The 20,071-nt window shown below is 74.2% G+C and carries 20 protein-coding genes and 1 pseudogene; 6 read left to right on the top strand and 15 right to left on the bottom strand.

What is annotated here, in order from left to right:
• The coding region (locus ACWF9Z_RS00260; RefSeq protein ID WP_453595782.1) for a sensor histidine kinase at positions 1–1,165 on the bottom strand (1,165 nt) is incomplete at its 3' end.
• A gap of 496 nt (positions 1,166–1,661) precedes the next feature.
• Between ACWF9Z_RS00260 and ACWF9Z_RS00255 the strand changes: the two genes are divergently transcribed.
• The gene (locus ACWF9Z_RS00255; RefSeq protein ID WP_453595779.1) at positions 1,662–2,135 is read left to right on the top strand and encodes a hypothetical protein; all 474 of its coding nucleotides are present in this window, start codon (positions 1,662–1,664) and stop codon (positions 2,133–2,135) included.
• 181 nt (positions 2,136–2,316) lie between these two features.
• The gene (locus ACWF9Z_RS00250; protein ID WP_453595776.1) at positions 2,317–2,985 is read left to right on the top strand and encodes a hypothetical protein; all 669 of its coding nucleotides are present in this window, start codon (positions 2,317–2,319) and stop codon (positions 2,983–2,985) included.
• A 92-nt stretch (positions 2,986–3,077) separates the two neighbouring features.
• Here ACWF9Z_RS00250 and ACWF9Z_RS00245 read toward each other — a convergent pair whose 3' ends face one another.
• From ACWF9Z_RS00245 to ACWF9Z_RS00230, 4 genes are all read right to left on the bottom strand, one after another.
• Positions 3,078–3,455: an NTP pyrophosphohydrolase gene (locus ACWF9Z_RS00245; RefSeq protein ID WP_453595773.1), complete on the bottom strand. Its 378-nt coding sequence runs from the start codon at positions 3,453–3,455 to the stop codon at positions 3,078–3,080.
• Positions 3,456–3,554: 99 nt separating this feature from the next.
• Positions 3,555–4,562: a phosphatase domain-containing protein gene (locus ACWF9Z_RS00240; RefSeq protein ID WP_453595771.1), complete on the bottom strand. Its 1,008-nt coding sequence runs from the start codon at positions 4,560–4,562 to the stop codon at positions 3,555–3,557.
• A 2-nt stretch (positions 4,563–4,564) separates the two neighbouring features.
• On the bottom strand, positions 4,565–5,782 hold the full coding sequence (locus ACWF9Z_RS00235; RefSeq protein ID WP_453595768.1) for an RNA ligase: 1,218 nt from the start codon (positions 5,780–5,782) through the stop codon (positions 4,565–4,567).
• A 256-nt stretch (positions 5,783–6,038) separates the two neighbouring features.
• On the bottom strand, positions 6,039–6,473 hold the full coding sequence (locus tag ACWF9Z_RS00230) for a VOC family protein (protein WP_453595765.1): 435 nt from the start codon (positions 6,471–6,473) through the stop codon (positions 6,039–6,041).
• Between the two features lie 409 nt (positions 6,474–6,882).
• Here ACWF9Z_RS00230 and ACWF9Z_RS00225 point away from each other — a divergent pair, with 409 nt between their 5' ends.
• Positions 6,883–7,614, top strand: a complete 732-nt coding sequence (locus ACWF9Z_RS00225) for a YoaK family protein (RefSeq protein ID WP_453595762.1) — start codon at positions 6,883–6,885, stop codon at positions 7,612–7,614.
• Positions 7,615–7,747: 133 nt separating this feature from the next.
• On the opposite strand, the gene ACWF9Z_RS00220 is transcribed toward ACWF9Z_RS00225, so the two are convergent.
• Entirely contained in the window at positions 7,748–8,737 is a 990-nt protein-coding gene (locus ACWF9Z_RS00220) for an SLAC1 family transporter (RefSeq protein ID WP_453595759.1), read from the bottom strand.
• 125 nt (positions 8,738–8,862) lie between these two features.
• Positions 8,863–9,267, bottom strand: a complete 405-nt coding sequence (locus ACWF9Z_RS00215) for a hypothetical protein (RefSeq protein ID WP_453595756.1) — start codon at positions 9,265–9,267, stop codon at positions 8,863–8,865.
• A 334-nt stretch (positions 9,268–9,601) separates the two neighbouring features.
• Here ACWF9Z_RS00215 and ACWF9Z_RS00210 point away from each other — a divergent pair, with 334 nt between their 5' ends.
• Positions 9,602–10,276: a DUF6445 family protein gene (locus ACWF9Z_RS00210; RefSeq protein ID WP_453595753.1), complete on the top strand. Its 675-nt coding sequence runs from the start codon at positions 9,602–9,604 to the stop codon at positions 10,274–10,276.
• A 27-nt stretch (positions 10,277–10,303) separates the two neighbouring features.
• On the opposite strand, the gene ACWF9Z_RS00205 is transcribed toward ACWF9Z_RS00210, so the two are convergent.
• Entirely contained in the window at positions 10,304–10,918 is a 615-nt protein-coding gene (locus tag ACWF9Z_RS00205; RefSeq protein ID WP_453595750.1) for an RraA family protein, read from the bottom strand.
• A 167-nt stretch (positions 10,919–11,085) separates the two neighbouring features.
• Here ACWF9Z_RS00205 and ACWF9Z_RS00200 point away from each other — a divergent pair, with 167 nt between their 5' ends.
• Entirely contained in the window at positions 11,086–11,502 is a 417-nt protein-coding gene (locus tag ACWF9Z_RS00200) for a hypothetical protein (protein ID WP_453595747.1), read from the top strand.
• A gap of 80 nt (positions 11,503–11,582) precedes the next feature.
• Here ACWF9Z_RS00200 and ACWF9Z_RS00195 read toward each other — a convergent pair whose 3' ends face one another.
• From ACWF9Z_RS00195 to ACWF9Z_RS00170, 6 genes and pseudogenes are all read right to left on the bottom strand, one after another.
• On the bottom strand, positions 11,583–12,323 hold the full coding sequence (locus ACWF9Z_RS00195) for a translation initiation factor IF-2 (protein WP_453595744.1): 741 nt from the start codon (positions 12,321–12,323) through the stop codon (positions 11,583–11,585).
• A gap of 300 nt (positions 12,324–12,623) precedes the next feature.
• A complete protein-coding gene (locus tag ACWF9Z_RS00190; RefSeq protein WP_453595741.1) occupies positions 12,624–13,688 on the bottom strand; it encodes a hypothetical protein in 1,065 nt (354 codons plus the stop codon).
• Between the two features lie 3 nt (positions 13,689–13,691).
• The gene (locus tag ACWF9Z_RS00185; protein ID WP_453595739.1) at positions 13,692–14,675 is read right to left on the bottom strand and encodes a serine/threonine-protein kinase; all 984 of its coding nucleotides are present in this window, start codon (positions 14,673–14,675) and stop codon (positions 13,692–13,694) included.
• A gap of 308 nt (positions 14,676–14,983) precedes the next feature.
• On the bottom strand, positions 14,984–15,424 hold the full coding sequence (locus ACWF9Z_RS00180) for an SRPBCC family protein (protein ID WP_453595736.1): 441 nt from the start codon (positions 15,422–15,424) through the stop codon (positions 14,984–14,986).
• A 110-nt stretch (positions 15,425–15,534) separates the two neighbouring features.
• Positions 15,535–15,770 (bottom strand): annotated as a pseudogene (locus tag ACWF9Z_RS00175) (winged helix DNA-binding domain-containing protein); the annotation flags it as partial.
• Between the two features lie 16 nt (positions 15,771–15,786).
• Positions 15,787–17,739, bottom strand: coding sequence for a potassium channel family protein (locus tag ACWF9Z_RS00170; RefSeq protein WP_453596517.1), 1,953 nt, complete (start codon positions 17,737–17,739; stop codon positions 15,787–15,789).
• Positions 17,740–17,981: 242 nt separating this feature from the next.
• Between ACWF9Z_RS00170 and argG the strand changes: the two genes are divergently transcribed.
• The gene (gene argG, locus ACWF9Z_RS00165; protein ID WP_453595733.1) at positions 17,982–19,433 is read left to right on the top strand and encodes an argininosuccinate synthase; all 1,452 of its coding nucleotides are present in this window, start codon (positions 17,982–17,984) and stop codon (positions 19,431–19,433) included.
• A 100-nt stretch (positions 19,434–19,533) separates the two neighbouring features.
• Here the strand turns inward: argG and ACWF9Z_RS00160 are convergent, their stop codons facing one another.
• Entirely contained in the window at positions 19,534–19,884 is a 351-nt protein-coding gene (locus tag ACWF9Z_RS00160; protein WP_453595730.1) for a hypothetical protein, read from the bottom strand.
• Positions 19,885–20,071 lie beyond the last annotated feature (187 nt).

Here is a 20,071-nt window from a genome sequence, read left to right as displayed (position 1 = left end):
CCCGCCCGCCCGGCCCCGCGTGGGCGCGCCCCGCGCGCCCCCCCGCGGGGGGGGCCCCCCCCGCGGCGCCGCCCCCCCCCCCGACCCCGGGGCGCCCCGCCCGCCCGCCCCCCCCCCCGTCCGCGCGTCCGTCGTCCTTGACCCGTACACGGACCTCGTCCTCGGCGTAGTCGACGCGGACGGTGGTGCGCGCGGCCGGGGCGTGTTTGAGGACGTTCGTGAGCGCCTCCTGGACCACCCGGTAGGCGCAGAGGTCGATCCCGGGGGGCAGGGCGTACGCGGTCCCCGTGATCGTGACGTCGACGGGTACGCCCGCCGCGCCCACGCGGCGGACCAGCTCGTCGAGCCGTCCGAGCCCGGAGACGTCGCGGGTGCCGTCCGCGGCGCAGGCCCCGTCCGCCGCGGAGGCCGCCGGCCCGTCCTCCCGGAGCACGACCAGCATCCGGCGCATCTCGGCAAGGGCCTCGCCGGCGCTGGAGCCGATGGTGTCCAGGGCCCGGCGCGCGGTCGTCGGGTCGGAGGAGAACACGTACCCGGCGAGGCCGGTCTGTACGGAGATCACGCAGACGTGGTGCGCGATGACGTCGTGCAGTTCGCGGGCGATCTGGAGGCGCTCCGCGACCACGGCCCGGCGCGCCTTCTCCTGCTGCTCCAGGCGGAGTCGGCGGGTCAGTTCGCGCAGGCGCCGCGAACCGTCCCCGGCCACCCAGCAGACGGTCGTGGACACCGTGACGAAGCCGACGCTGAGGGGGCCGATGCCGGGCTCGGCGAGCCGGGTGCCCCAGAGCAGGACCACGAGCGAGGCGGCGGCGCAGCGGACGGAGACCCGGCGCGGGCACAGGGAAGCGGCGGTGTAGAGGGCGAGGAGCATCCCGCAGACGGCGGGCACGTGGTAGTAGCCGAGGGTGAAGTAGGCGCTGACGCTGAGCCCGGTGCCGATCAGGACGGGCACGGGAAAGCGGCGGCGCAGGACGAGCGGCAGGTAGACCGCGGCGAGCAGCGCGTAGGCCAGGGTGTCGGTGTCGCGCCAGTAGCCCTGGGGATCGGGCCAGTTGTGGAGCATGCTGGCCGAGATCCAGAGCGAGCCGACGGCATACGCGATCTCGGCGACGGCCGGACCCCTGGTGCGGATCCGGATCATCGCCGGGTGTGCGAGCAGCTGCACGTCGGTCCCCCTCGTGTACACCCCTGTGTACACCCCTGGTTGTACAGGGTTACCACCCCAGGGGGTAGCCGGAGTTCAACCCGTGGATGGGCGAGACCGGCGGGCGGAGACCGTAGATTTCCTTGCGCCGGTTCCCAGCCGGCAGTGGCCCGATCCCCCCGGGGCCCGCCAGGTGGCCGTGCCCGTTCGGGGGCGGGCACGGCTCCGGCGGCCGGGCGGCCCAGCGGCCCGGCGCCCCCGCGCGGAGCGCCGGGGAGACCGGCCGCATCTCCGCCCTCCACCAGTGCCCCTGGCGTCGCCGAGCGCATCCTCTGTGCTCGGGCACCCCCGTCGACCCTCCCTATCTCCCCGCGGATTGGGCATATCGGGCGAAATCACGGTGCGTCAGCCGGGTTTCGCGTCCCGCCGTCGCCATAGTCGTCGATGGCAACCGCCTGGTTGCCGCCCCGCGCCGTGTTCTGCGGCCGGGCAGACGTCTTCTCAGAGGAGCCGGCTCATGCTGAAGCCCACCAGGACCATCCTCGCTCTCGCCGCCGGAAGCCTGGTGCTCGGCCTGGTAGGGGCGGGCGCCGCCGTCGCGGACGAGGGCCCGATGGTCACCACCCCCAGGCAGGTCATGGACGACGACGACCAGGACTCCGACGATCTCGCCGATTCCGACGACTACCAGAACCGGAGGCACGCCCGCGGCATCGTCATCTCGCACGGCCCGCTGACCTTGCGCAGCAGGCCGACCACCCACTCGCACAAGGTGGGCCGGGTGCACCCGCACGAGAAGCTCACCATCGAGTGCAAGAAGCGCGGCGAGCGCGTCGACGGGAACAACCTCTGGTACCTGCTGGACGGCAAGGACGACCACGACGGCCAGGACGGCATGGGCCCGATCAGCACGACCATGGACCGCAAGGACCGCTGGGTCTCCGCCCGTTACGTCAAGAACCTCTCCGAGGTGAAGTACTGCCGCTCGTAGCGGTACCCGCCGGTCCTGACCGGCCCTGACCGCGCTCACCTGTACCGCCCTGCGGACCCGGATGTGACAGCGACCGATTGGCCGTCCGGCCCGCAGGGCAGGTAGACAGGGCTCGTATCCGCAGGCAGAGGCATGCGGGCAGAGCGAAGGACACACGACCGTGCCGCGTACCGGACGATCCATGCAGACGACCACCGTGGCGACGGCCATAGCCCTCGCGGCCGCTCTCGCGGGATGCTCCTCGGCCGCGGGTACGGCGGACCGGGCGGCGGCCTCCCCCAGCGCCTCGCCCGCGTCGCCCAGTGTCGACACGAGCACCTCGCCGGGCGTCTCCCCCGCCCCGACGGCTCCGGCCCCTTCCTCCTCGGCTCCGTCCAGCGCCCGGAGCCCGCGGTCGACGCGGAGCTGGCCGGACGTCTTCACCGTGATCCAGAAATGGAAGGACCAGCCCCGCGGGGTCGGCGCTCCCGACGCGGAGACGGTCCACGCGAAGTCGGTCGGCGTCCTCAACGACGCCGAGTCCCGCTACGGCTCCGACAAGGGCTCCACGTGCTGGCCCGAGCGGCCTTCTTCGCTCTCCCCGCTCTGCGCCGCCGATGCCGCGAAAGCGGCCGAGACCGCGAAGACCTCGTTGTCGTGGATCGCCCACGAGGACAAGCGCTCCTTCAGCACCCTGCGCACGAACGCCGACAACGTCACCCGGGCCGCCGAGTTCTACACGTCCCACTCCTGTGGCGCCGCGCCGGCCGGGCAGGCGGAACGCGACGCGTGCTGGGACGCCGGCTGGACGATCGCGCAGGCCTACCCGCTCCTGCGCGACGGTTTCAACGCCGGCCTCCAGGCCCGCTGACCGCGCGGGCTTCGTCGCCCGCGCGGCCGCCCGGGCCCTGGTCCGGCGCACTCCGGCACCGCCCCGCCCCGCCCCGTCCCGCTCGGCCTGGCTCAGGCTTCCGGGCGGACGGCTCGCGGGCCCACGCAGCGCGCGCCGTAGGCCCGTACCCGCTCGCGCAGTTCACGGTCCGCCGTGACCACGACGCATCCGCCGTGCTCCGCGCGGGCCGCCGCCAGCTCCACGATCCGGTCGTCTCCGCTGCCGGGCGCCGGGTCCACCCGTACGCCGGGCACGGATGCGACGCCCCGGGCGGCGCCCTCGACGACGAGGACGATCTCCTCGCCCTCGTCGCGCTCGGCCAGCCGGTCGCGCAGCCGTTCGGCGGCTCCGCGCCGGTCGCGCCACCAGCCGTCCGGAACCGACCCGACGACGTTGGCACCGTCGACGATCAGCACGGTCGCCTCGTTGGCCTCGTTCGCCTCGTTCACGTCGTCACGTCCTCCACGTCGTCCGCAGCGGTCCCGACCCAGTATGGGCATCGGCCGCGGGACCCACCCGGCGGACCGGCGGACCGACGGACGCGAACCCTAGAAGTTGCCGTAGTTGACCTGCCAGGTCGCCAGCCCCATACGGCGCCAGATGGCCACCACCCGGTCGCGGTCGTCCAGGGAGACCCGGACCGCGTACCGGTCGCGCACGTGCGCGTTGAACAGCTCCGCCTTGACGATGTCGTCGCGGCGCGTGTCGCCCGCCGCACGCATCCACAGCTCGTCGTACGGGACCCCGTGCTCCCGCAGCCACGCCTCGGTCGGCTCCCGGTACTCCTCGCCCCGCCCGGACAGCAGCACGATGACGTCGCCGTCGGCCCGCCGGAAGGAATCCAGCGCGTCGCGCACCGGCGCGTTCAGCGTGTCGAAGCCGCAGCGCGAGAAGTCGTACGGATTGCGGGCGCCGGTCATCGCGAGCGTGCCGTCGATGTCGCACATCACCGCCGTGGGCAGCGCCGGGTCGGGGACGTACGGGGACACGTCCGGCTGGTCGTTCAGCCACTGCTCGGTGAGCCGCCAGCCGCCCCTGCGGGCCTTCGCGTGCTTGTCGGCGAGTATCCGGATGATCTCCTCGCCCACCTGCCGTTCGCGCGCGGCGTCGCGGCGCAGGCACTCCTCCACGGGCACGTCGGTGAAGTCGTGCACGACGAAGGTCGCCCGCCCCGCCACGGCGGCCTTCAGCCGCTTGGGGATGTACGAGGTCAGGTGGGTGTTGTCGACGACCACGTCGAAGCCGCCCTCGACGGCGGCGCTGACGGCCGCGTCCTGGATGTCCAGGACGGTCTGCTCGTGCTTGTACGAGCGCGCGCGCTCGGGATCCGGCACGTCGAGCATGGCCCGCAGGTCGTCGAGGTTGACGCGGCGCATCCGGCCGCCGGACCGCGCCTGGAGGGCGCGCGCGGCGGTGGTCTTCCCGGAGGCCGGCAGGCCCGTCATGACATGGACCACCGGGAGCGCGGGGGCCTCCGCGGAGGCCTCGGCCGCGGGGGTGTCCGCGGTCCGGGGCTCGGCCTCGGCCTCGGCCGTGGTTTCGGGGGCTTCGGACACGTTCAGTTCTCCTCGTCGTGCGTGAAGGGGTCGGACGCCTCGGGGCGCACCTGCCGCCAGGTGATGAGTTCGGTCGGCCTGCCGTCGAGGCGCTGGAACAGCGCGCCGCGGATCCCGGCGTCGCGGATCCCCTTGGCGGCGCGCGCGAACGCGCCCCGGTCTCCGGTCAGGTGGGCGAGCGACGCGTACGCCTCGTCGATGGCGCGCTCGCGGAGCGCGGCCTCGTCCTCCAGGCGTCCGATCACCGAGCGCACCCACTGGTCGAACTCGTCCGGCACCTGCTCCAGGAGCGCGTCGAGCGGCTTGCCGCTCGAGGCCTCGATGTCGGCGACGGTGCAGTTGAGGCCCTGGGCGAGCTGCTTCGCGGGCAGGCCGGCGAACCGCTGGATGCCGTGGCCGCGCCAGATGTCCCGCTCGGTCACGCCGGTGAGCACCTTGTGGAGCCGTACGTACTCGGCGATCTTGGCCTTGGCGCGAACACCCGAGGCGAAGCGCAGGACGAAGCCCTCGGCGTCGGTGCCGGTCGCGTCGGCGCCGCCGGGCAGGGTGCTGGAGTCGGTCAGCGCGAGCAGCTCGTCGAGCGGCATGGCGGGCCACACGGTGACGACGGAGCCGATGCCCTGCCAGTGGACGGCGGCTTCGGCGAGCGGCACCTCGGTGCCGTCGGCGCCCTCCGTGCGGTACGCGGCGAGGAGGACCAGGTCGCGGCGGTCGCCGTAGTCCACGACGATACGGTTCTGCGGGTACAGGATCTCCGCGAGGTACGTGGTGCCGGGGACCAGGGCGGAGGTGTCCCGTGCGTCCAGGCGGCGCTGCGCCCAGGTGGCCTGGGTGCTGGTGAAGGAACCCTTGGACGCGACCCGCCACGCGCCGGCGTAGTGGAAGACCACCCCGAGGCTGCCGTCGACTTTTTCGTACACCTCGAACGGCTCGTCCGGCAGGGCCGGCGCGTAGGGCTGTCCGGACGTGTGCTCGCCGACGTTGAAGAACTTCGGCAGCGGCAGCGCGACGACCGCGCCGGTGACGTCGTCGGCGACGAGCCCGCGACAGCGCGTGGTGACCTGGTTCCAGACCCGCTCGTACTGGGCGGTCCGGGTGTAGGTGTAGAGGGACAGCGGCAGCTCGGGGTGTGACTTGCGGGTCACGTGTCCGGCGTCGATGGCCTCGGTCAGCGCCTGCGCGGGCATCAGGTCGTGCAGAGTCAGGCGGTCCTGGCTCATGGGGTTCCTCCCGGTTCGAGATGCCTCATTCTCGGTGGTGGGAGAGGATCACCGATACCGAATATCCGTCCGTTACCGCAGGTCTGGGGCGCTGCCGGAATCTTCGCCGCCCAGCCGCTCGACGGTCGCGCCGAAGAGGATGACGTTCACCGCCCCACCCTATGCGGGCCCGCCCGCGCCCGGCGGGAGACCGCCCTGCGCGCGGCCGGCCGGCGGTGGGGCGGGCGACGGCGGTGGGGCGGGCGACGGCGCCCGCTCAGTGGGTGATGCAGAGCTCGTTGCCCTCGGGGTCGGCGAGGGTGCTCCAGCTGTAGGGCCCCTGACGTCCGTCGTGCAGGTGAACGGCACCCTTGGCCAGGAGCCTGTCGACCACGGCCCGGGGGTCGTCCTCGCCGGTGCGGACGTCGAGGTGGACCCGGTTCTTGACGGTCTTGGCCTCCTCGATGAGCTGGAAGAGGACGCGGGGAGCCCGTTCCAGTCCTTCGGGGTGGCGGATCGCCTGGCCGGCCTTCCAGACGAGGGCGCCGCGGTGCGTGGTGGTGTCCTTCTCGCTCGCCTGCCCGGCGGCGATCATGCTGCGGATGAACTCCTCGTCGCTGGGCTCGACTTCCCATCCGAGGGCGTCGGCCCACCAGTCCGCGAGGGCGTGCGGGGTGGCGGAGTCCACGGTCACCTGAAACGTGTAGGCCATGACGCGACCCTACTGAGCGGCCCCGGCCGCCGCCACCGCGACGGGCGCGCCGTGCGCGCCGCGGGAGGCGACGGCGGCAACAGCTGAGGAGCCGTCATCGCCCCGTCGGCGCCCCGTGGTCCCCGGCCGCCGCGTCCGGCGGCCCGCCCCGCCGGGCCGCGACGCCGGACGCGGCGCGCGCGGATCCGGCACGCTTGGATCGGGCGCGCGAGGATCCGGTGCGCACGGATCCGGTGCGCACGCGTCGTGCGCGTCCGGTATCCATCAGGTCGTTGCGCCCGTCGCGCACCTGAGGTCGCTACCCTTTCCGGGACAAAAGCTCCCTCTTCCCCTCACCGTGCACCGGCCGGCAGTCCCGTTCGCGGCTGCCGCGGACCCGACCCCGCCCATGACCAGTCCGAGGGACCCGATGACCTCCACCGCACGGCGACGCGGGATCCTGCGGCCCCTGGCCGCGCTGCTGTTTCCGCCGGAGCCCGGCGCTCCCCGGTCGCCCCACGGGGTGCTGCCGCCCCTGCTGATCGTCCTCACCTTCGTCAGCGGCGTGGTCGACGCGGTGAGTTACCTGGGCCTCGGCCACGTCTTCGTGGCCAATATGACGGGCAACGTGGTCTTCCTCGGCTTCGCGATCGCCGGGGACCGGTCCCTCTCCGCCCCGGACTCCCTGCTGGCACTGGGGGCCTTCCTGGCCGGGGCGCTGGCCGCGGGCCGGCTGCGGCGGACCGACGAGGCCGCCGGAATGTTCGCGCCGCTGGTCGCGCTGCAGACCGTGCTGGTGGGCGGGGCGCTGGCCCTGACCGCGATCGGCAGCGGTCCCCTGGGCGTCATCGCGCTGCTCGCGCTCGGCATGGGCCTGCAGAACGCGGTGGTGCACCGGCTCACCGTCCCCGATCTGACCACCACCGTCGCCACCAGGGCCCTGACCGGCCTGGCGGCCGATCCGTGGGGGCCGGCGTCGCTGCGCCGCCTCGTCACGGTCGTGGCCCTGCTGCTCGGCGCGCTCGCCGGAGGCCTGCTGGTGCTGGGCCCCGGGCCGGCCTGGGCCCTGGCCCTGGCGGTGGGCCTGCTCGCCTGGGTGGTGCTCGTCCGGGTGGTCCCCGCCCGGCGCGGAGCCGACGACGGGAAGCGGCCGTCGCCGTAGGGAGAGGACCGGGGCCACGACGCTCGGCGCGGGGCGGCAACACCCGCCCCTGCCCGCCGGCTTGGCCGGGACGCCGCCGACGACGCCGGTCCCCGGTCCGTGGCCGTGGGCCGCCCCCCTCATGGACGCGGCACTAGGGGGTGTCCGACGGACCATAGCGGCTCCCCCGCGGCCGCTCCCGGTCCTCGTGGTCCGCGACGCGGGTCGCGACCAGGGTCGTGAAGGTCAGCAGCCACGCGCCGACCGCGATCCAGAGCAACACGGTGCCGAGGGGACGCAGCCATTCCACGCCGGTCGGACCGGCCGCGGAAAGGCAGGCGGTGGCCGTCATGCCGAGCGGGAACACGCTCGCCCAGCGCCGGACGTCGTAGTGCGGGCGCGGCCGCAGCGCTTCGGCCGCGAGGAGCACGACGTACCAGGTGAGGGAGAGGGCGAGCGTCACCAGCGTGAGGGTGCGCAGAGTCGTGTGCGCCCACCCCGTCCACAGGGGTGAGGCCGTGAGTCCGGCCGCGGCGAGGGCGGTGATGGAGAGCGCCCCGCCGGCCACCCAGTGGTCACCCGCGCCCGAGACCACCTCGCGGAAGTCGAAGCGTACGAGCGCCTCCACGTAGAGCAGCAGCCCCAGGCAGAAGGCGGCCAGCGCGGCCCGGCCGAGCCAGTCGCGGCCGGTGGCGGAGGAGAGGGTACCCGCCAGGACGGCGAGGCCCTGTGTGGCCACGCAGACGAGGAAGGCCGCGCCGGGCATCCGGTGGTTCCAGTGCCGCAACACGGCGATCAACAGCCCCGGCCAGAGCGCTGCGGCCAGTGCCAGCAGGGCGAGGGCCACGGACTGCCATCCGAGGACGCTGAGCCGGGCGCCGAGCACGGTCGTGGCGGCCACGGCGGTGAGGGCCGCCGGGGTGTCGGCCTCGACGTGGAACCGGCGGCGGTCGCCGAGCAGCCGGGCGGTGAAGTCGGCGGCGAGTACGAGCCACAGCGCCACGGCGACGACCAGCGCGACGAGGGAGGGCACGTCCCGGCCGACGAGGTGCAGTCCGGTCGAGATGATCCCGGCGGCCATGACGGCGGCGCCGGCGGCCGGCGGCAACTCGGCCCACCAGCGGGCGCGCACGGAGATTCTCACCCTTCCAGCGGACACCACCCGACCGCGTCCCGCCGGTGCGGCGCGCCATCGGGCGGCGGCGATGACCCTTCCGGGTGTGGCGGGCCCCCTCCGGGCGGGACGGCCCGGCTCTCCGCTGCTGCCGGTCAGGGCATTTCGTCCGGGTCGCAGCTGGCGCGGCGCAGGCCGATGGTGCGCAGGGCGCGCATCAGCCCGTCGACATCACCCTCGCGCACGACGTGGACGGCGCCGTCCACGGCGAAACCCGCCAGCTCGGCGCGGTCCGGCGTCCCCCGGGTCCGCAGCACCACGCCGCTCGGCGGATCCAGGGCGCGCACGCCGCGGAAGATCTCGAGCGCGGCCGGGTCCGCGGCGAGTCCGCCGGCTACGGCGAGCACGGTGATGTCGGGGAGCAGCACCCGGGCGTGCGCGAGGGCGACGGCGGGTTCGTGGGCGTGGGAGATCACCTGGAAGTGCGGGTTGCTCTGGATCCGCGACCGCAGCAGCTCCAGCTCCCCGCCCTCCGGTACCCCGACCACCAGGACGGTCATCACAATCCCCCATCTTCCTCCCTCCACCGCCACCTCCGCCTCCCCGACGAGCCGGGAACCGGGATCGACGGCCCGGCACGGCCCCGACAGGGCCGGGCCGGGGGCCCGCGGCACGGACCCCGGCAGGGGCTCCGCCACGGTCGCCGCCGGGGCGCGGGGCGGTCGCCGCCGCCCGGGGCCGGGTCGTGGGGGGGCGCGGGGGCGGGGCACCGGCGGCCCTCCGGGCGGGACGCCTCCCCCGCGTGGCGGGCACCGCGCGCATGGCGAACACTTGACGGAAGGTTGACCGCTTGGGTGGCGAGAGCGCCAGGGGTTGCCAACTACGTTCCCTGGCATGCCCCTTCACCCCCCACCACCCCTGCCGGTCCTCCCGTACCGGAAGCCGACCCGCGGGCGCGACTACTGGGCACTGGACGACGTGCTGCCCGACCCGGCTGCCGTACGCGAGCGCCTGCTCGCCCGGAACGACTGGACCGAGGGATACCCCCACAAGCCCGAGGCCTGGCCCGGCCTCCGCTCCATGCCCGCGCTCGAGCCGGACGAACTCGCGCAGGTGGAGAAACTGGTGCGCAGGGCGACCGGAGCGCAGCGGATCTGGGCCCAACAGCCGGGCGGTGGGGGTACGTTCAACCACAACTGCGTGCAGGTCGTCGGCGAGGGCGAGTGCGCGCCGCGGCCCCACACCGACTCACGCACGCTGTGCCGGTATGCCGCCGTGCTCTACCTCAACCCCGCCGTCCCGAAGGACTGCGGCACCAGCTTCTACCGCCAGAGCCTGCCGGGCGGCTCCCTCGGCGGCAATCAGGTGGCCGCCCCGCACAACAACCTGGTGGATGCGCTGGGCACCCGGTTCGTCGCGCCCGACTCCTTCGTCGAGGACGTACGGGTCCCCCACCGGGCCAACCGGCTGCTGCTCTACTCCGCCAACCTGATCCACACGGCCACCCGCTATTGGGGGCACACCCTGGAGGACAAGCGGATGACGGCCGTGTTCTTCTGGATGGCCTGAACGGGACCCCGCGGCGGGGCCTCGCGATCAGCCGGTGAAGCCCCGGTCGCTCAGTGCCTTCTCGATCCGGGCACGGTGGTTCTCCTCCCAGGCGTCGAGGGACTCCTCGGCCTCCTTGGCGAGCTTGGTCCGCGCCGCCCGCAAGGTCTCCTCCCGGCGGGCGGCCGGGACCACCACGATGCCCTCCTCGTCGGCCACCACCATGTCGCCGGGGTGTACGAGCACCCCGCCCACCCGGGCCGGTGCGCCGAGCTCGCCGAGCGCGTTCTTGGTGCCCGGGATCGGGATGACTCCCCGGGAGAACACGGGGAAGCCCGCCTCCCGCACCTCGCCGAGGTCGCGGATGACCCCGTCGACCACGAACGCGGCGACGCCCCGGCGCTGGGCGACGGCGCACACGTTGCCGCCGGCCAGGGCGTAGTCCACGTCACCCGACTCGACGACGATGACGGAGCCGGGCTCCGCACGGTAGATGGCCGCGTGCAGCATCAGGTTGTCGCCGGGCTCGCACCGCACGGTGTACGCGGGTCCCGCCACGCGCGGCGCGTCCCACAGCGGGCGGATGCCGAGGTCCATGACCTGCTCGCGGCCCAGCAGGTCGGCGAGGGTGGTGGGGGGAACGCCCTTGAATCCGTCGTCCATGTCGGTCGGTCCTTCTCTCTTCCCGGTCGGAGGTCGGCGGGCTCACGGACCGGGCGCGGACGTGCCGGCCCCGGCTGTTTCCGATGCCCGGAGCCGACCCTACGGCGCTCCCCGCGCGCGAGGGCCACCCGGTCGGCCGTCAGACCCGCGTCTGACACCCTGGGAGCATGGACGCACCCCTCCGCGGCGCATGGCTCCGCGCCGGAATCAGCCGTGACGGCGGCCCGCTCGTGGAGACCGAGCACGTCGTATGGCTCCAGACCGGCGATCTGTACGCGGACAGTCGGGGCTTCGCGGGGACGACCTCGTACGACGGCGAACGGATCACGTTCCATCACGACGTCGGAACCCCGGGCCACGACATCGGCACCCTCAGCTCCGCTGGCGCCGACGGCGCCGACATGATCGAAACCGGCGTCAACCTCGACGGCAGCACCTTCCTCGAGGTCTGGCGGCCTCTGTCCGGCGCTGAGGGCCCGGCTGGATCCTGGACGGCCGGGGAGACCCAGACCGTCCGGGTGGGCAGCCACGTCGTCCACGTCGACGCCGCCGGCCACGGGACCCACCACGTCCTCCCGGCCTGACGCACTCCCGCGCCTCCGCCCGGTCACCCGTACGGGGCACCGCCGGATCCCGTCCGCCCGTGGCCCCGACCGCACCCCGTTCAGTGCGGTGGCGGTTGCCGATCGAGGGCGTTGGCGACGCTGCAGCCGCCCTCTCCGGGCATGCGCTGGATCCGGGTCGGCACCCACACCTCGGTGGCGCCGGGGCCCACCCGGGCGAGGAGACAGTCCTGCGCGTCGAAGCCGTTGCCCGTGACCGACAGGAGAACGCCGACCCGGCCGCCGTCCGCCTTCACCTCGGTGCGGATCGCCGGATCCAGGACCAGGGCGGCGAGCGTACGGCGCACCTCGGCCTCGTCCGCCCGGCCGCCCTCCGGCACCCGGGGGAGTTTCGCGCGGAGCTCCTCGTAGGGCAGCCGCGGCGGTTCGGGGGGCGGCGCGAACGTCAGCGCGGGGCCGTCCGGGCAGTCCACGTCGCGGGGATCCTCACGCCACTGCGACGTGGGCGAGACCCGTACCGAGAAACAGCGCCGCACGACGATTTCCTCAGGCTCCAGCCATCCCTCGTCCGCCGAGCCGGACGTGCGGACGACCACGTCGACGCCGTTCCCGTCGTGTGTCGAGGTGCCCGTCACCCGCATGACCTCCACCCCGTCGATGCGGGAAGCGGAGCTCCCGACCTCCTCCGCCGTGCGCGGACGCTGGCCGTAGAGCCGCTGGCCCGCCTTCCTGGCCACCTCCCGTGCGGCGTCCGTGGCCTCGGCCTCGGCCTCGGAGGACTGCAGCACCCCGCAGCCGACGGTCAACAGCAACAGCGGTGCGAGGATCGGTAGTCGGCGCATGCGTCCACCCTTCCGGCGCCGCGCGCGGCGGGCAACCGCTCACGTACCCGGACCGGTGTAGGTGATCGTACTCAGCGGCCCGATGCCGTCGGGCCTCGGTCCGGGCGGCCCGGAGCGGCTTCGGCGGCTCACTTTCCGGCAGGTGTTCCGGGCCCCCGAAGCCGGAGCCGGTGAAGTCGGGGCTGCTGTAGCCCGGGCGGGGGTTCGGCCCGACGAGGGTAGGGCCGCGTGCGCGCCACGGGGGAGGAAACGGCCTGATTCGGCCGGCTTACCGCGCCCCACCCGCGGTTTCACGCCACGTCAGCGTGAGCTCGGCCCACCGCCCTGCTCCGCGGCCGGTGGGCTCGCGGGGCGTCCTGCCCGGAAGGGGTCCAGGCCCGCGGCGCGTTCGTGGTGCGGCAACCGCGACGTCTTGGAGACCAGGGCCCACATCGTGCGCTCCCCCTCCAGGTCCCCCGGCAGGCGGAGGCCGAGGGAGGCGGCGAGCGGTGTGCGCCCCGTGTTCACGAGGGCCCGTACGGCTGCGGACCATTCGTCGGTCGCCGACACCGCCGCGCGGTACCACACCGGAATCAGGAGGCCCGGCACGACGATGGCCGCGAGGAGCAGCGGGACGTCGGGACGGGCCGTCGTCAGGGCCACCGCCGCGCAGAGGACGACCGCGCAGTGGCCGCAGAGCAGGGCGACGAAGAAGTCGACGTTCGCGCGCGCGAGGTCGACCTGGCGGCGGACCTGCTCCGGAGCGCTACCGGTCAGTTCGTTCCACATCACCTGGGTGTCGAGCCGGAACCGGTCGTAGCCGTACTCCTCGAAGCTGCGGATCGCGTTGCCCAGCCTCGTCGGGGCCAACTGCGCGTCGTCGACCGGAAAGCGGGCGAGCCGTTCGCGGAGCAGCGAGCGCTGCACCGCCGTACGCCGCCGGTCCTTACGGGCGGCCCGGGCGATCCGCGGGTTGGCGCGCAAGGCGGCCAGCCGGGCGGTGTCGTCCGGGGTCAGCGGGCCGTCCCGCTCCTGCCGCTCGAGCCGGAGCAGCCCGATGCGGTCCTGCAGGTCCTGCTTGGTCCGCCGTCGGCGCGCGCACGCGTACGAGGCGAGCGCTCTCGGCCACAGGGCGTACCCCTCCAGAACGCGGTAGAGGGGGTTTTGCAGGGCGTTGAGCGCCAGCCCGAGTAGGACCGAGACGGCCAGCACGCCGACGGACAGGGGCGTGACGCCCGAGGACCACAGCTTCCCGGACCAACCGGTGCGCCGCAGGCTCGGCCAGACGGCCACGACGAACAGGCTCACGTTCAACGCGGTCGGCAAGAGCCATCCCACCAGCACCGTCCACGCGCCGCCGAGGGCGCTCCTGGCGATGTCACCCACGCGTCACCACTCGTCGTCGTCTTCGTCGAAGGGTGGTCCGGGGGTGCTCTCGGCCGAGCCGCCCGGCGTGGACGAGGCCTGCTCGGGGGCCGGAGGCAGGTACGGCATCGGCGCGGCCGGGCTCGGCGCGTCCGGGCACAAGGCGGCGCGCAGCGCGGCAACGAACTCCCGGCACGTGGCGTAGCGCTCCTCAGGACGCTTGGCCAGCGCCTTCGCCATCACGGCATCGACACCGGGGGCGGTCCCCGGACGCCTCTCGGAGAGGGCGGGCGGCGGATCGTACTGGTGCGCCCACGGCAGCGCCATGTCGTCGTCGCGCTCGAAGGGCGGCCGCCCGGTGAGGGTTTCGTAGACGACGCAGGCGAGGCTGTAGAGATCGCTCCGGCCGTCCACCGGGCGGCCGGAGATCTGTTCCGGCGCCACGTAGGCGAGCGTGCCGGCGAAGGTGCCCTCGGCGGTGAACCCGGTGAGCGTGAGCGAGTGCTTCGTCAGGCCGAAGTCCGTCAGGTACACGTGCTCGGGGTGGTCGCTGTCGGTGCCCGGGGCGACCAGGATGTTGGCGGGCTTGACGTCCCGGTGCACCAGGCCGTGCTCGTGGGCCGCGTCGAGGGCGGACGCGATCTGGGCGGCGATCCGGAGGGCGGTCGCGGCGGGGAGCGGGCCCTCCCGGTCCAGCAGGGCCCGCAGGTCCGGACCGGCGATGTACCGCATGGCGACGTACAGGATTCCGTCGGACTCACCGGCTTCGAAGACCGGCACGATGTGCGGGTGGTCGATCGCCGCGGCCACCCGCGACTCCTGGGCGAAACGGCGCCGGAAGGTCCCGTCACCGGCGAGCTCGGGGGTGATCAGTTTGAGCGCGACCGTACGGTCCAGCCGCAGGTCCACGGCGCGGTAGACGACGGACAGGTCCCCACGGCCGATCTCGCGCTCCAGCTGGTACCCGGCGATCCGGCGGCCTTCCAGGAAACCTCCGCCTGCCCCCATCGGTCAGCCACCCCTCTCGCGCCGGGAACCGCATCGGGATCGCCCGGGGCCGGCACCGCGGCGCCGGGCCACGTGCTGCGGCCGGGAGGGACGCAGCCGGCCCGACGAGCCGCTCCTCCGCGCCGAAGTCTACCGAAAGAGGCTGATATCAGACCGTTTCCGGCGTGTTGGCGTGCCGGTGCGTGCCGCACGGGAGCCGGTGAAGAGGGCCGGCCCGCAGCCGCGCGCCGGCGGCCACCGCCGCGCGGACCGGGGACGGGTCGGCTCACGGCGTGGACCGCGTCGCGGCGTCCGCGGCGGGGCGGCTCCTACCGGCCCGAAGAGACCGGTCCCGGGCCCTCGGCGCGGGCCGCGAGGCGGTCCACGTAGTGCTGCCAGCCCTCGGCGTGCAGGAAGCAGGCCGCCTCGGAGGGCAGGCCGCTGTGGACCAGGTGCAGCAGGGTGCCCTCGGGGCGCGGTTCGAGGGTGATCTCCACGGTGGTGGAGCCGGGCGGCAGGGGCATCCGGCCGGTCTCCCAGCCCCACGTGAAGACCAGCCGGGCGGGCGGGTCGACGGTGAGGAACCGGCCGGAGGCGGTGTGCTCGGCGTCGACCCGGACGCGGTACGCGCCCCCGGGCTCGAAGGCGAAGGCGCCCTCGGTGCCCATCCACGACAGCCATTTCTCGCGGTCGGCGAGGAAGGCGAAGACGGTCTCCGGGCGGGCGGCGATGTGCCGCTCCAGGGTCACGGTGTCGGTGGGGGTGCTCATGGTCTGGTCCCGTTCCGCCCGGCGGAACGCTTCGCCCCGCTCCTTGCGCAGCGTAGCCAGGCCCGGGTCGCCCGGCACCCCGAAGGGGCCCTCCCCCGCGCGCGCCCTTCTCAGCCGCCGGGCAGCACCCGGACCTCGGCGCTCGGCAGCCGGCCCCACCCGTGCTCGTACCGGCTGTAGACCCTCGGATCCCGCTCGGCGAGGAAGGCGGTCAGCGAGCGGGCCTCGTCGGCGAGCGGGCCTCGTCGGCGAGCGCGCCCCAGACCTCCTCCGGCAGGGGGTGGAAGGCGGTGGCCTCGAATCCTCCCCCGGCCGGGCGCCACACCCCGGCGACGTACCCGTCGACCCATGCCCCGACCGTCTCAGACTCCGGCCGTACGGGCTTGGCCGCGGCCCAGGAGTTCGGCCAGGCCGTGCCGGGTGGCGGCCATCACCACGCGGTCCCGCGGCCCGAGGACGTGTCCGGGGTGGAGGTCCCACACCAGGGCGGGCCGCCTGACGGCGTCGTAGCCGGGCTCCGTCGCGAGCCCGGGGTGGCGGCCGTCCGGGGAGGCGGTGTCCAGGGCCACGATCCGCCACGCGCCGGGACGGAAGGCCTCCGCGACGGTGCGGCCCTCCAGTTGGGGATGGCCGCCGACGTCCAGCGCCGCGAAGACGAGCACGCGGCGCTCCACCGGGATCGCGCCGAGCACCTGGCGGCCCATCATCGCCCCGGCGAACGCGGGCGCGGCCAGGTACGAGACGCTGCGGCTGCGGGTGAGGGCGGCCGGGTGGGCCTGGCGCAGGGTGCGGTAGACGGCGGTGGCGAACTCGTCGTCGTACAGGCGCATCACCACCCGCAGGTCGGGCTGCACGGAACGGGCGTACAGCGCGGCCTCGAGGTTCGTGGTGTCCGAACTGGTCAGCGCCAGCAGGGAATGGGCGCGCTGCGTCCGGGCCGCCTCGAGGACGCCTTCGTCGGTGACGTCGCCGACGACGACGGGAACGCGCAGGCGGCGGGCGAGGGCCAGACCGCGGGCCTGGGGGTCGGACTCCACGCAGACGACGGGGATCCCCAGCTCGCGCAGCCGCGCCAGTACGCGGGTTCCGACCTTGCCGAGGCCGAGCAGCACCACGTGGCCGGACAGGCCGCGCGGCGGCCGGCGCAGGACCGAGGCGGTGCGGAAGGCGCCCAGCGCCTCGAGGGCCGCCGCGACGAGGACGGGCAGCAGGAGCAGCCCGACGAGGCCGGCCAGGATCTGCAGGACCTGCTGCTCGGGCGGCTGGTCGAGCGCCGGATCGTTGATCGCGAAGATGTCGAGGAGGGTGAGGTACGCGGCGTGCAGCGGGGCCTCCCCGGTGACCAGGGAGGATGCCACCGCGAGGGCTCCGACGGCGGCCGTGATGCCGGCCAGCGACCAGCGGAGCCTGCGGGAGAAGAGCGAACCCACCGGCAGGGAGACCTGGTTCAGCCGTCGCCCCTCGGGGGCCGCGGCCGTGTGGGAGACGGCCTCCAGCGCCACGATCCCGCGGCCGGCCGCGGCCGCCACGGCCCGGTCGTCGGGCAGCAGGTGCGGCCCCCGGTCCCCGCCGAGCTCCGAACCGTCGGCGCCGGCCGGGTCGACGGCGGTCGCGGACAGCAGGGCCAGCGTGCACAGGCCCGGGTCGGCCACCTCTCCCCGGTCCGACGGCGTACGTTCCACCGCGCGCAGGAGCAGGCCGTCGGCCTGGACCACCTTGCTGGTGCCCGCGACCGCGGAGGCCGCCAGGGCGGGGGCGGCCGTGTCCGCGTCCGAGAGCACCGTGGTGGAGGAGTCCGGCCCGCGCGGGTCGATGCCCGGTTCCGCGAGGAGCGCGGCCTGGTCGAGCAACTCCTCCAGGTGCTGGCCGAGTTTGCGGTTGTAGAGGCGGATGACCAGGCGCAGCCTCGGGTTGAGCCGCCGGGCCACCAGGGCGGCCCGTACGTTCGTCTCGTCGTCCTCGTAGACGAGCGCCAGCGCGGCGGCCGTGGCCACCCCGGCCTCGGCCAGCGCCTCCTCGTCGGGGGCGGGTGCCTCGAGCACGCGCAGTTCCCGTACGGCGGCGTGCTCCCCCGCGGTCGTGGTGTCGCCGTTCGCCGCACGGGCTCCGGCGGCCGCACGGGCCCGCGCGGGCGGGAACCGGCCCAGCAGTCCGCGCCCGAGCCCCGCCACGCCCCCGGCGGCCGCGCTCGGGCGCCCCGTCCCGGGCCGCGTCTCCCGGCGGGTGGGCACGACCAGCGTCACCCGCTCCTCGTACACGTCCCGGAGCTCGGCGGCCAGCCGGTGCGCGAGGCCGTCGTCGCCGCAGACCACCATCCCGTCCGAGGCGTCGGACGACTGGGGGTGCGGGCGGGGGCGGGGGTGCGCGGTGATCGAGGACACCGCCCAAGAATGCCGTGTGGCGTCGTACGTGCCGTACGGCACCCCGCGGGAGGAGTCCGGCCGGGAGGCACCCGCCACCCCCGCACGGAGGTCCGTACCGCCGAGCCGGAGCAGGCCGCCGGACACGCACGAGCACCCATGTTGCATGATCATGCATGAGGACGCATAATCTTCCTATGTCTAAGGTTCTCACCTCCCTGCCCACCGGCGAGCGCGTCGGCATCGCCTTCTCCGGCGGCCTCGACACCTCCGTCGCCGTCGCGTGGATGCGCGACAAGGGCGCCGTCCCGTGCACCTACACCGCCGACATCGGCCAGTACGACGAGCCCGACATCGCGTCGGTGCCCGGCCGCGCGTCGGCGTACGGCGCCGAGATCGCGCGCCTGGTCGACTGCCGTGCGGCGCTGGTCGAGGAGGGCCTGGCCGCGCTCACGTGCGGCGCGTTCCACATCCGCTCGGGCGGGCGCTCCTACTTCAACACGACGCCGCTCGGCCGCGCGGTGACCGGCACCCTGCTGGTCCGGGCGATGGTCGAGGACGACGTACAGATCTGGGGCGACGGCTCCACGTTCAAGGGCAACGACATCGAGCGGTTCTACCGCTACGGCCTGCTCGCCAACCCGCACCTGCGCATCTACAAGCCGTGGCTCGACGCGGCCTTCGTCACCGAGCTCGGCGGGCGCAAGGAGATGTCGGAGTGGCTGGTGGCCCACGGGCTGCCCTACCGCGACAGCACCGAGAAGGCGTACTCCACCGACGCCAACATCTGGGGCGCCACCCACGAGGCGAAGACCCTGGAGCACCTCGACACCGGCGTCGAGACCGTCCAGCCGATCATGGGCGTACGGTTCTGGGACCCCGCGGTCGAGATCGCCGCCGAGGACGTCACGATCGGCTTCGACCAGGGCCGCCCGGTGACGATCAACGGCAAGGAGTTCTCCTCCGCCGTGGACCTGGTGATGGAGGCCAACGCCATCGGCGGCCGCCACGGCCTGGGCATGTCCGACCAGATCGAGAACCGGGTGATCGAGGCCAAGAGCCGCGGCATCTACGAGGCCCCGGGCATGGCCCTGCTGCACGCCGCGTACGAGCGTCTGGTCAACGCGATCCACAACGAGGACACCGTCGCGCAGTACCACAACGAGGGCCGGCGCCTCGGCCGCCTCATGTACGAGGGCCGCTGGCTCGACCCGCAGGCGCTGATGATCCGCGAGTCGCTGCAGCGCTGGGTGGGCGCGGCGGTCACCGGAGAGGTGACGCTGCGGCTGCGTCGCGGCGAGGACTACTCGCTCATGGACACCTCCGGCCCGGCGTTCAGCTACCACCCGGACAAGCTGTCCATGGAGCGCACCGAGGACTCGGCGTTCGGCCCGGTGGACCGGATCGGCCAGCTCACCATGCGCAACCTCGACATCGCCGACTCCCGGGCCAAGCTGGAGCAGTACTCCGCCCTGGGCATCGTCGGCAACACGCACGCCACGCTCATCGGCGCGGCCCAGGCCGCCTCGACGGGCCTGATCGGCGCGATGCCGCAGGGCGGCGCCGAGGTCATCGCCTCCCGCGGCCGTGCCGAGGGCGACGACGAGCAGATGCTCGACCGCGCCGCGATGGAGTCCGGCACCGACTGATCGCGATCCCCGGGGGCCGTACGGGCCCCCGGGGACCTCCCGTGCTGCGCGCGTGCTGCCGGACGCCCGGGGACCTCGGGCCTCGGGGGCCTCGGGAGCCTCAGTGGACGACGCTGAAACTGCGCCAGGGCAGGGTTTCGGGGGCCGTCACGTTCGAGAGGGTCGTCGCGACGTAGATGCCGTCGTGCCCGTCGACCTTCCGGCAGTTCTCCGTGCGGTACAGGATGATGTCGACGAGGGTGCTGTTCTCCACGTGGGTCGCCCCCTTCGGGATGGCGATCTTGTGGCAGCCGTTGACCGAGGTGTTGGAGTAGCTCAGCACGACGGGCGAGTCGTGGCCGCGGAAGTTGAGCACGCCCACCGTGCTCCGGCCCAGGCCCGAGCAGGCAGTGGCCGTCAGCAGCAGCGCTGCCGACCCCGCGATGATGCTGATACGCCGGCTGAGGGACATGGCGCGGATCCTCGTCTGTGCGGTGGTGTCGGTCCTGGACACAGCCTGCCCCGCCCCGGCGCCGGCGGCTTCCGCAGATCGGCCAACCGGACGTACCGCCGACGGCGTCCAGGCCGGCCCCCCCGCCGCCGGGGGGGGGGGGGCGGGGCCGCGCCGCGCCGCGGGCCCGCCGCCGCGCCCCGCGGGC

This window comes from Streptomyces sp. NPDC054961, from assembly GCF_053609145.1.
The sequence above is the reverse complement of the archived record's forward strand: the minus strand, read 5'-3'. Positions and strand labels throughout refer to the sequence as shown.

Excerpts from the sequence above, each read along its gene's own strand:
- ACWF9Z_RS00250 (WP_453595776.1), top strand. The coding sequence starts at position 2,317 with ATGCAGACGACCACCGTGGCGACGGCCATAGCCCTCGCGGCCGCTCTC.
- ACWF9Z_RS00185 (WP_453595739.1), bottom strand. The coding sequence starts at position 14,675 with ATGGGGGCAGGCGGAGGTTTCCTGGAAGGCCGCCGGATCGCCGGGTAC.
- ACWF9Z_RS00225 (WP_453595762.1), top strand. The coding sequence starts at position 6,883 with ATGACCTCCACCGCACGGCGACGCGGGATCCTGCGGCCCCTGGCCGCG.
- argG (WP_453595733.1), top strand. The coding sequence starts at position 17,982 with ATGTCTAAGGTTCTCACCTCCCTGCCCACCGGCGAGCGCGTCGGCATC.
- ACWF9Z_RS00200 (WP_453595747.1), top strand. The coding sequence starts at position 11,086 with ATGGACGCACCCCTCCGCGGCGCATGGCTCCGCGCCGGAATCAGCCGT.
- ACWF9Z_RS00160 (WP_453595730.1), bottom strand. The coding sequence starts at position 19,884 with ATGTCCCTCAGCCGGCGTATCAGCATCATCGCGGGGTCGGCAGCGCTG.
- ACWF9Z_RS00205 (WP_453595750.1), bottom strand. The coding sequence starts at position 10,918 with ATGGACGACGGATTCAAGGGCGTTCCCCCCACCACCCTCGCCGACCTG.
- ACWF9Z_RS00195 (WP_453595744.1), bottom strand. The coding sequence starts at position 12,323 with ATGCGCCGACTACCGATCCTCGCACCGCTGTTGCTGTTGACCGTCGGC.
- ACWF9Z_RS00235 (WP_453595768.1), bottom strand. The coding sequence starts at position 5,782 with ATGAGCCAGGACCGCCTGACTCTGCACGACCTGATGCCCGCGCAGGCG.
- ACWF9Z_RS00170 (WP_453596517.1), bottom strand. The coding sequence starts at position 17,739 with ATGGTGGTCTGCGGCGACGACGGCCTCGCGCACCGGCTGGCCGCCGAG.
- ACWF9Z_RS00215 (WP_453595756.1), bottom strand. The coding sequence starts at position 9,267 with ATGACCGTCCTGGTGGTCGGGGTACCGGAGGGCGGGGAGCTGGAGCTG.
- ACWF9Z_RS00180 (WP_453595736.1), bottom strand. The coding sequence starts at position 15,424 with ATGAGCACCCCCACCGACACCGTGACCCTGGAGCGGCACATCGCCGCC.
- ACWF9Z_RS00255 (WP_453595779.1), top strand. The coding sequence starts at position 1,662 with ATGCTGAAGCCCACCAGGACCATCCTCGCTCTCGCCGCCGGAAGCCTG.
- ACWF9Z_RS00210 (WP_453595753.1), top strand. The coding sequence starts at position 9,602 with ATGCCCCTTCACCCCCCACCACCCCTGCCGGTCCTCCCGTACCGGAAG.
- ACWF9Z_RS00230 (WP_453595765.1), bottom strand. The coding sequence starts at position 6,473 with ATGGCCTACACGTTTCAGGTGACCGTGGACTCCGCCACCCCGCACGCC.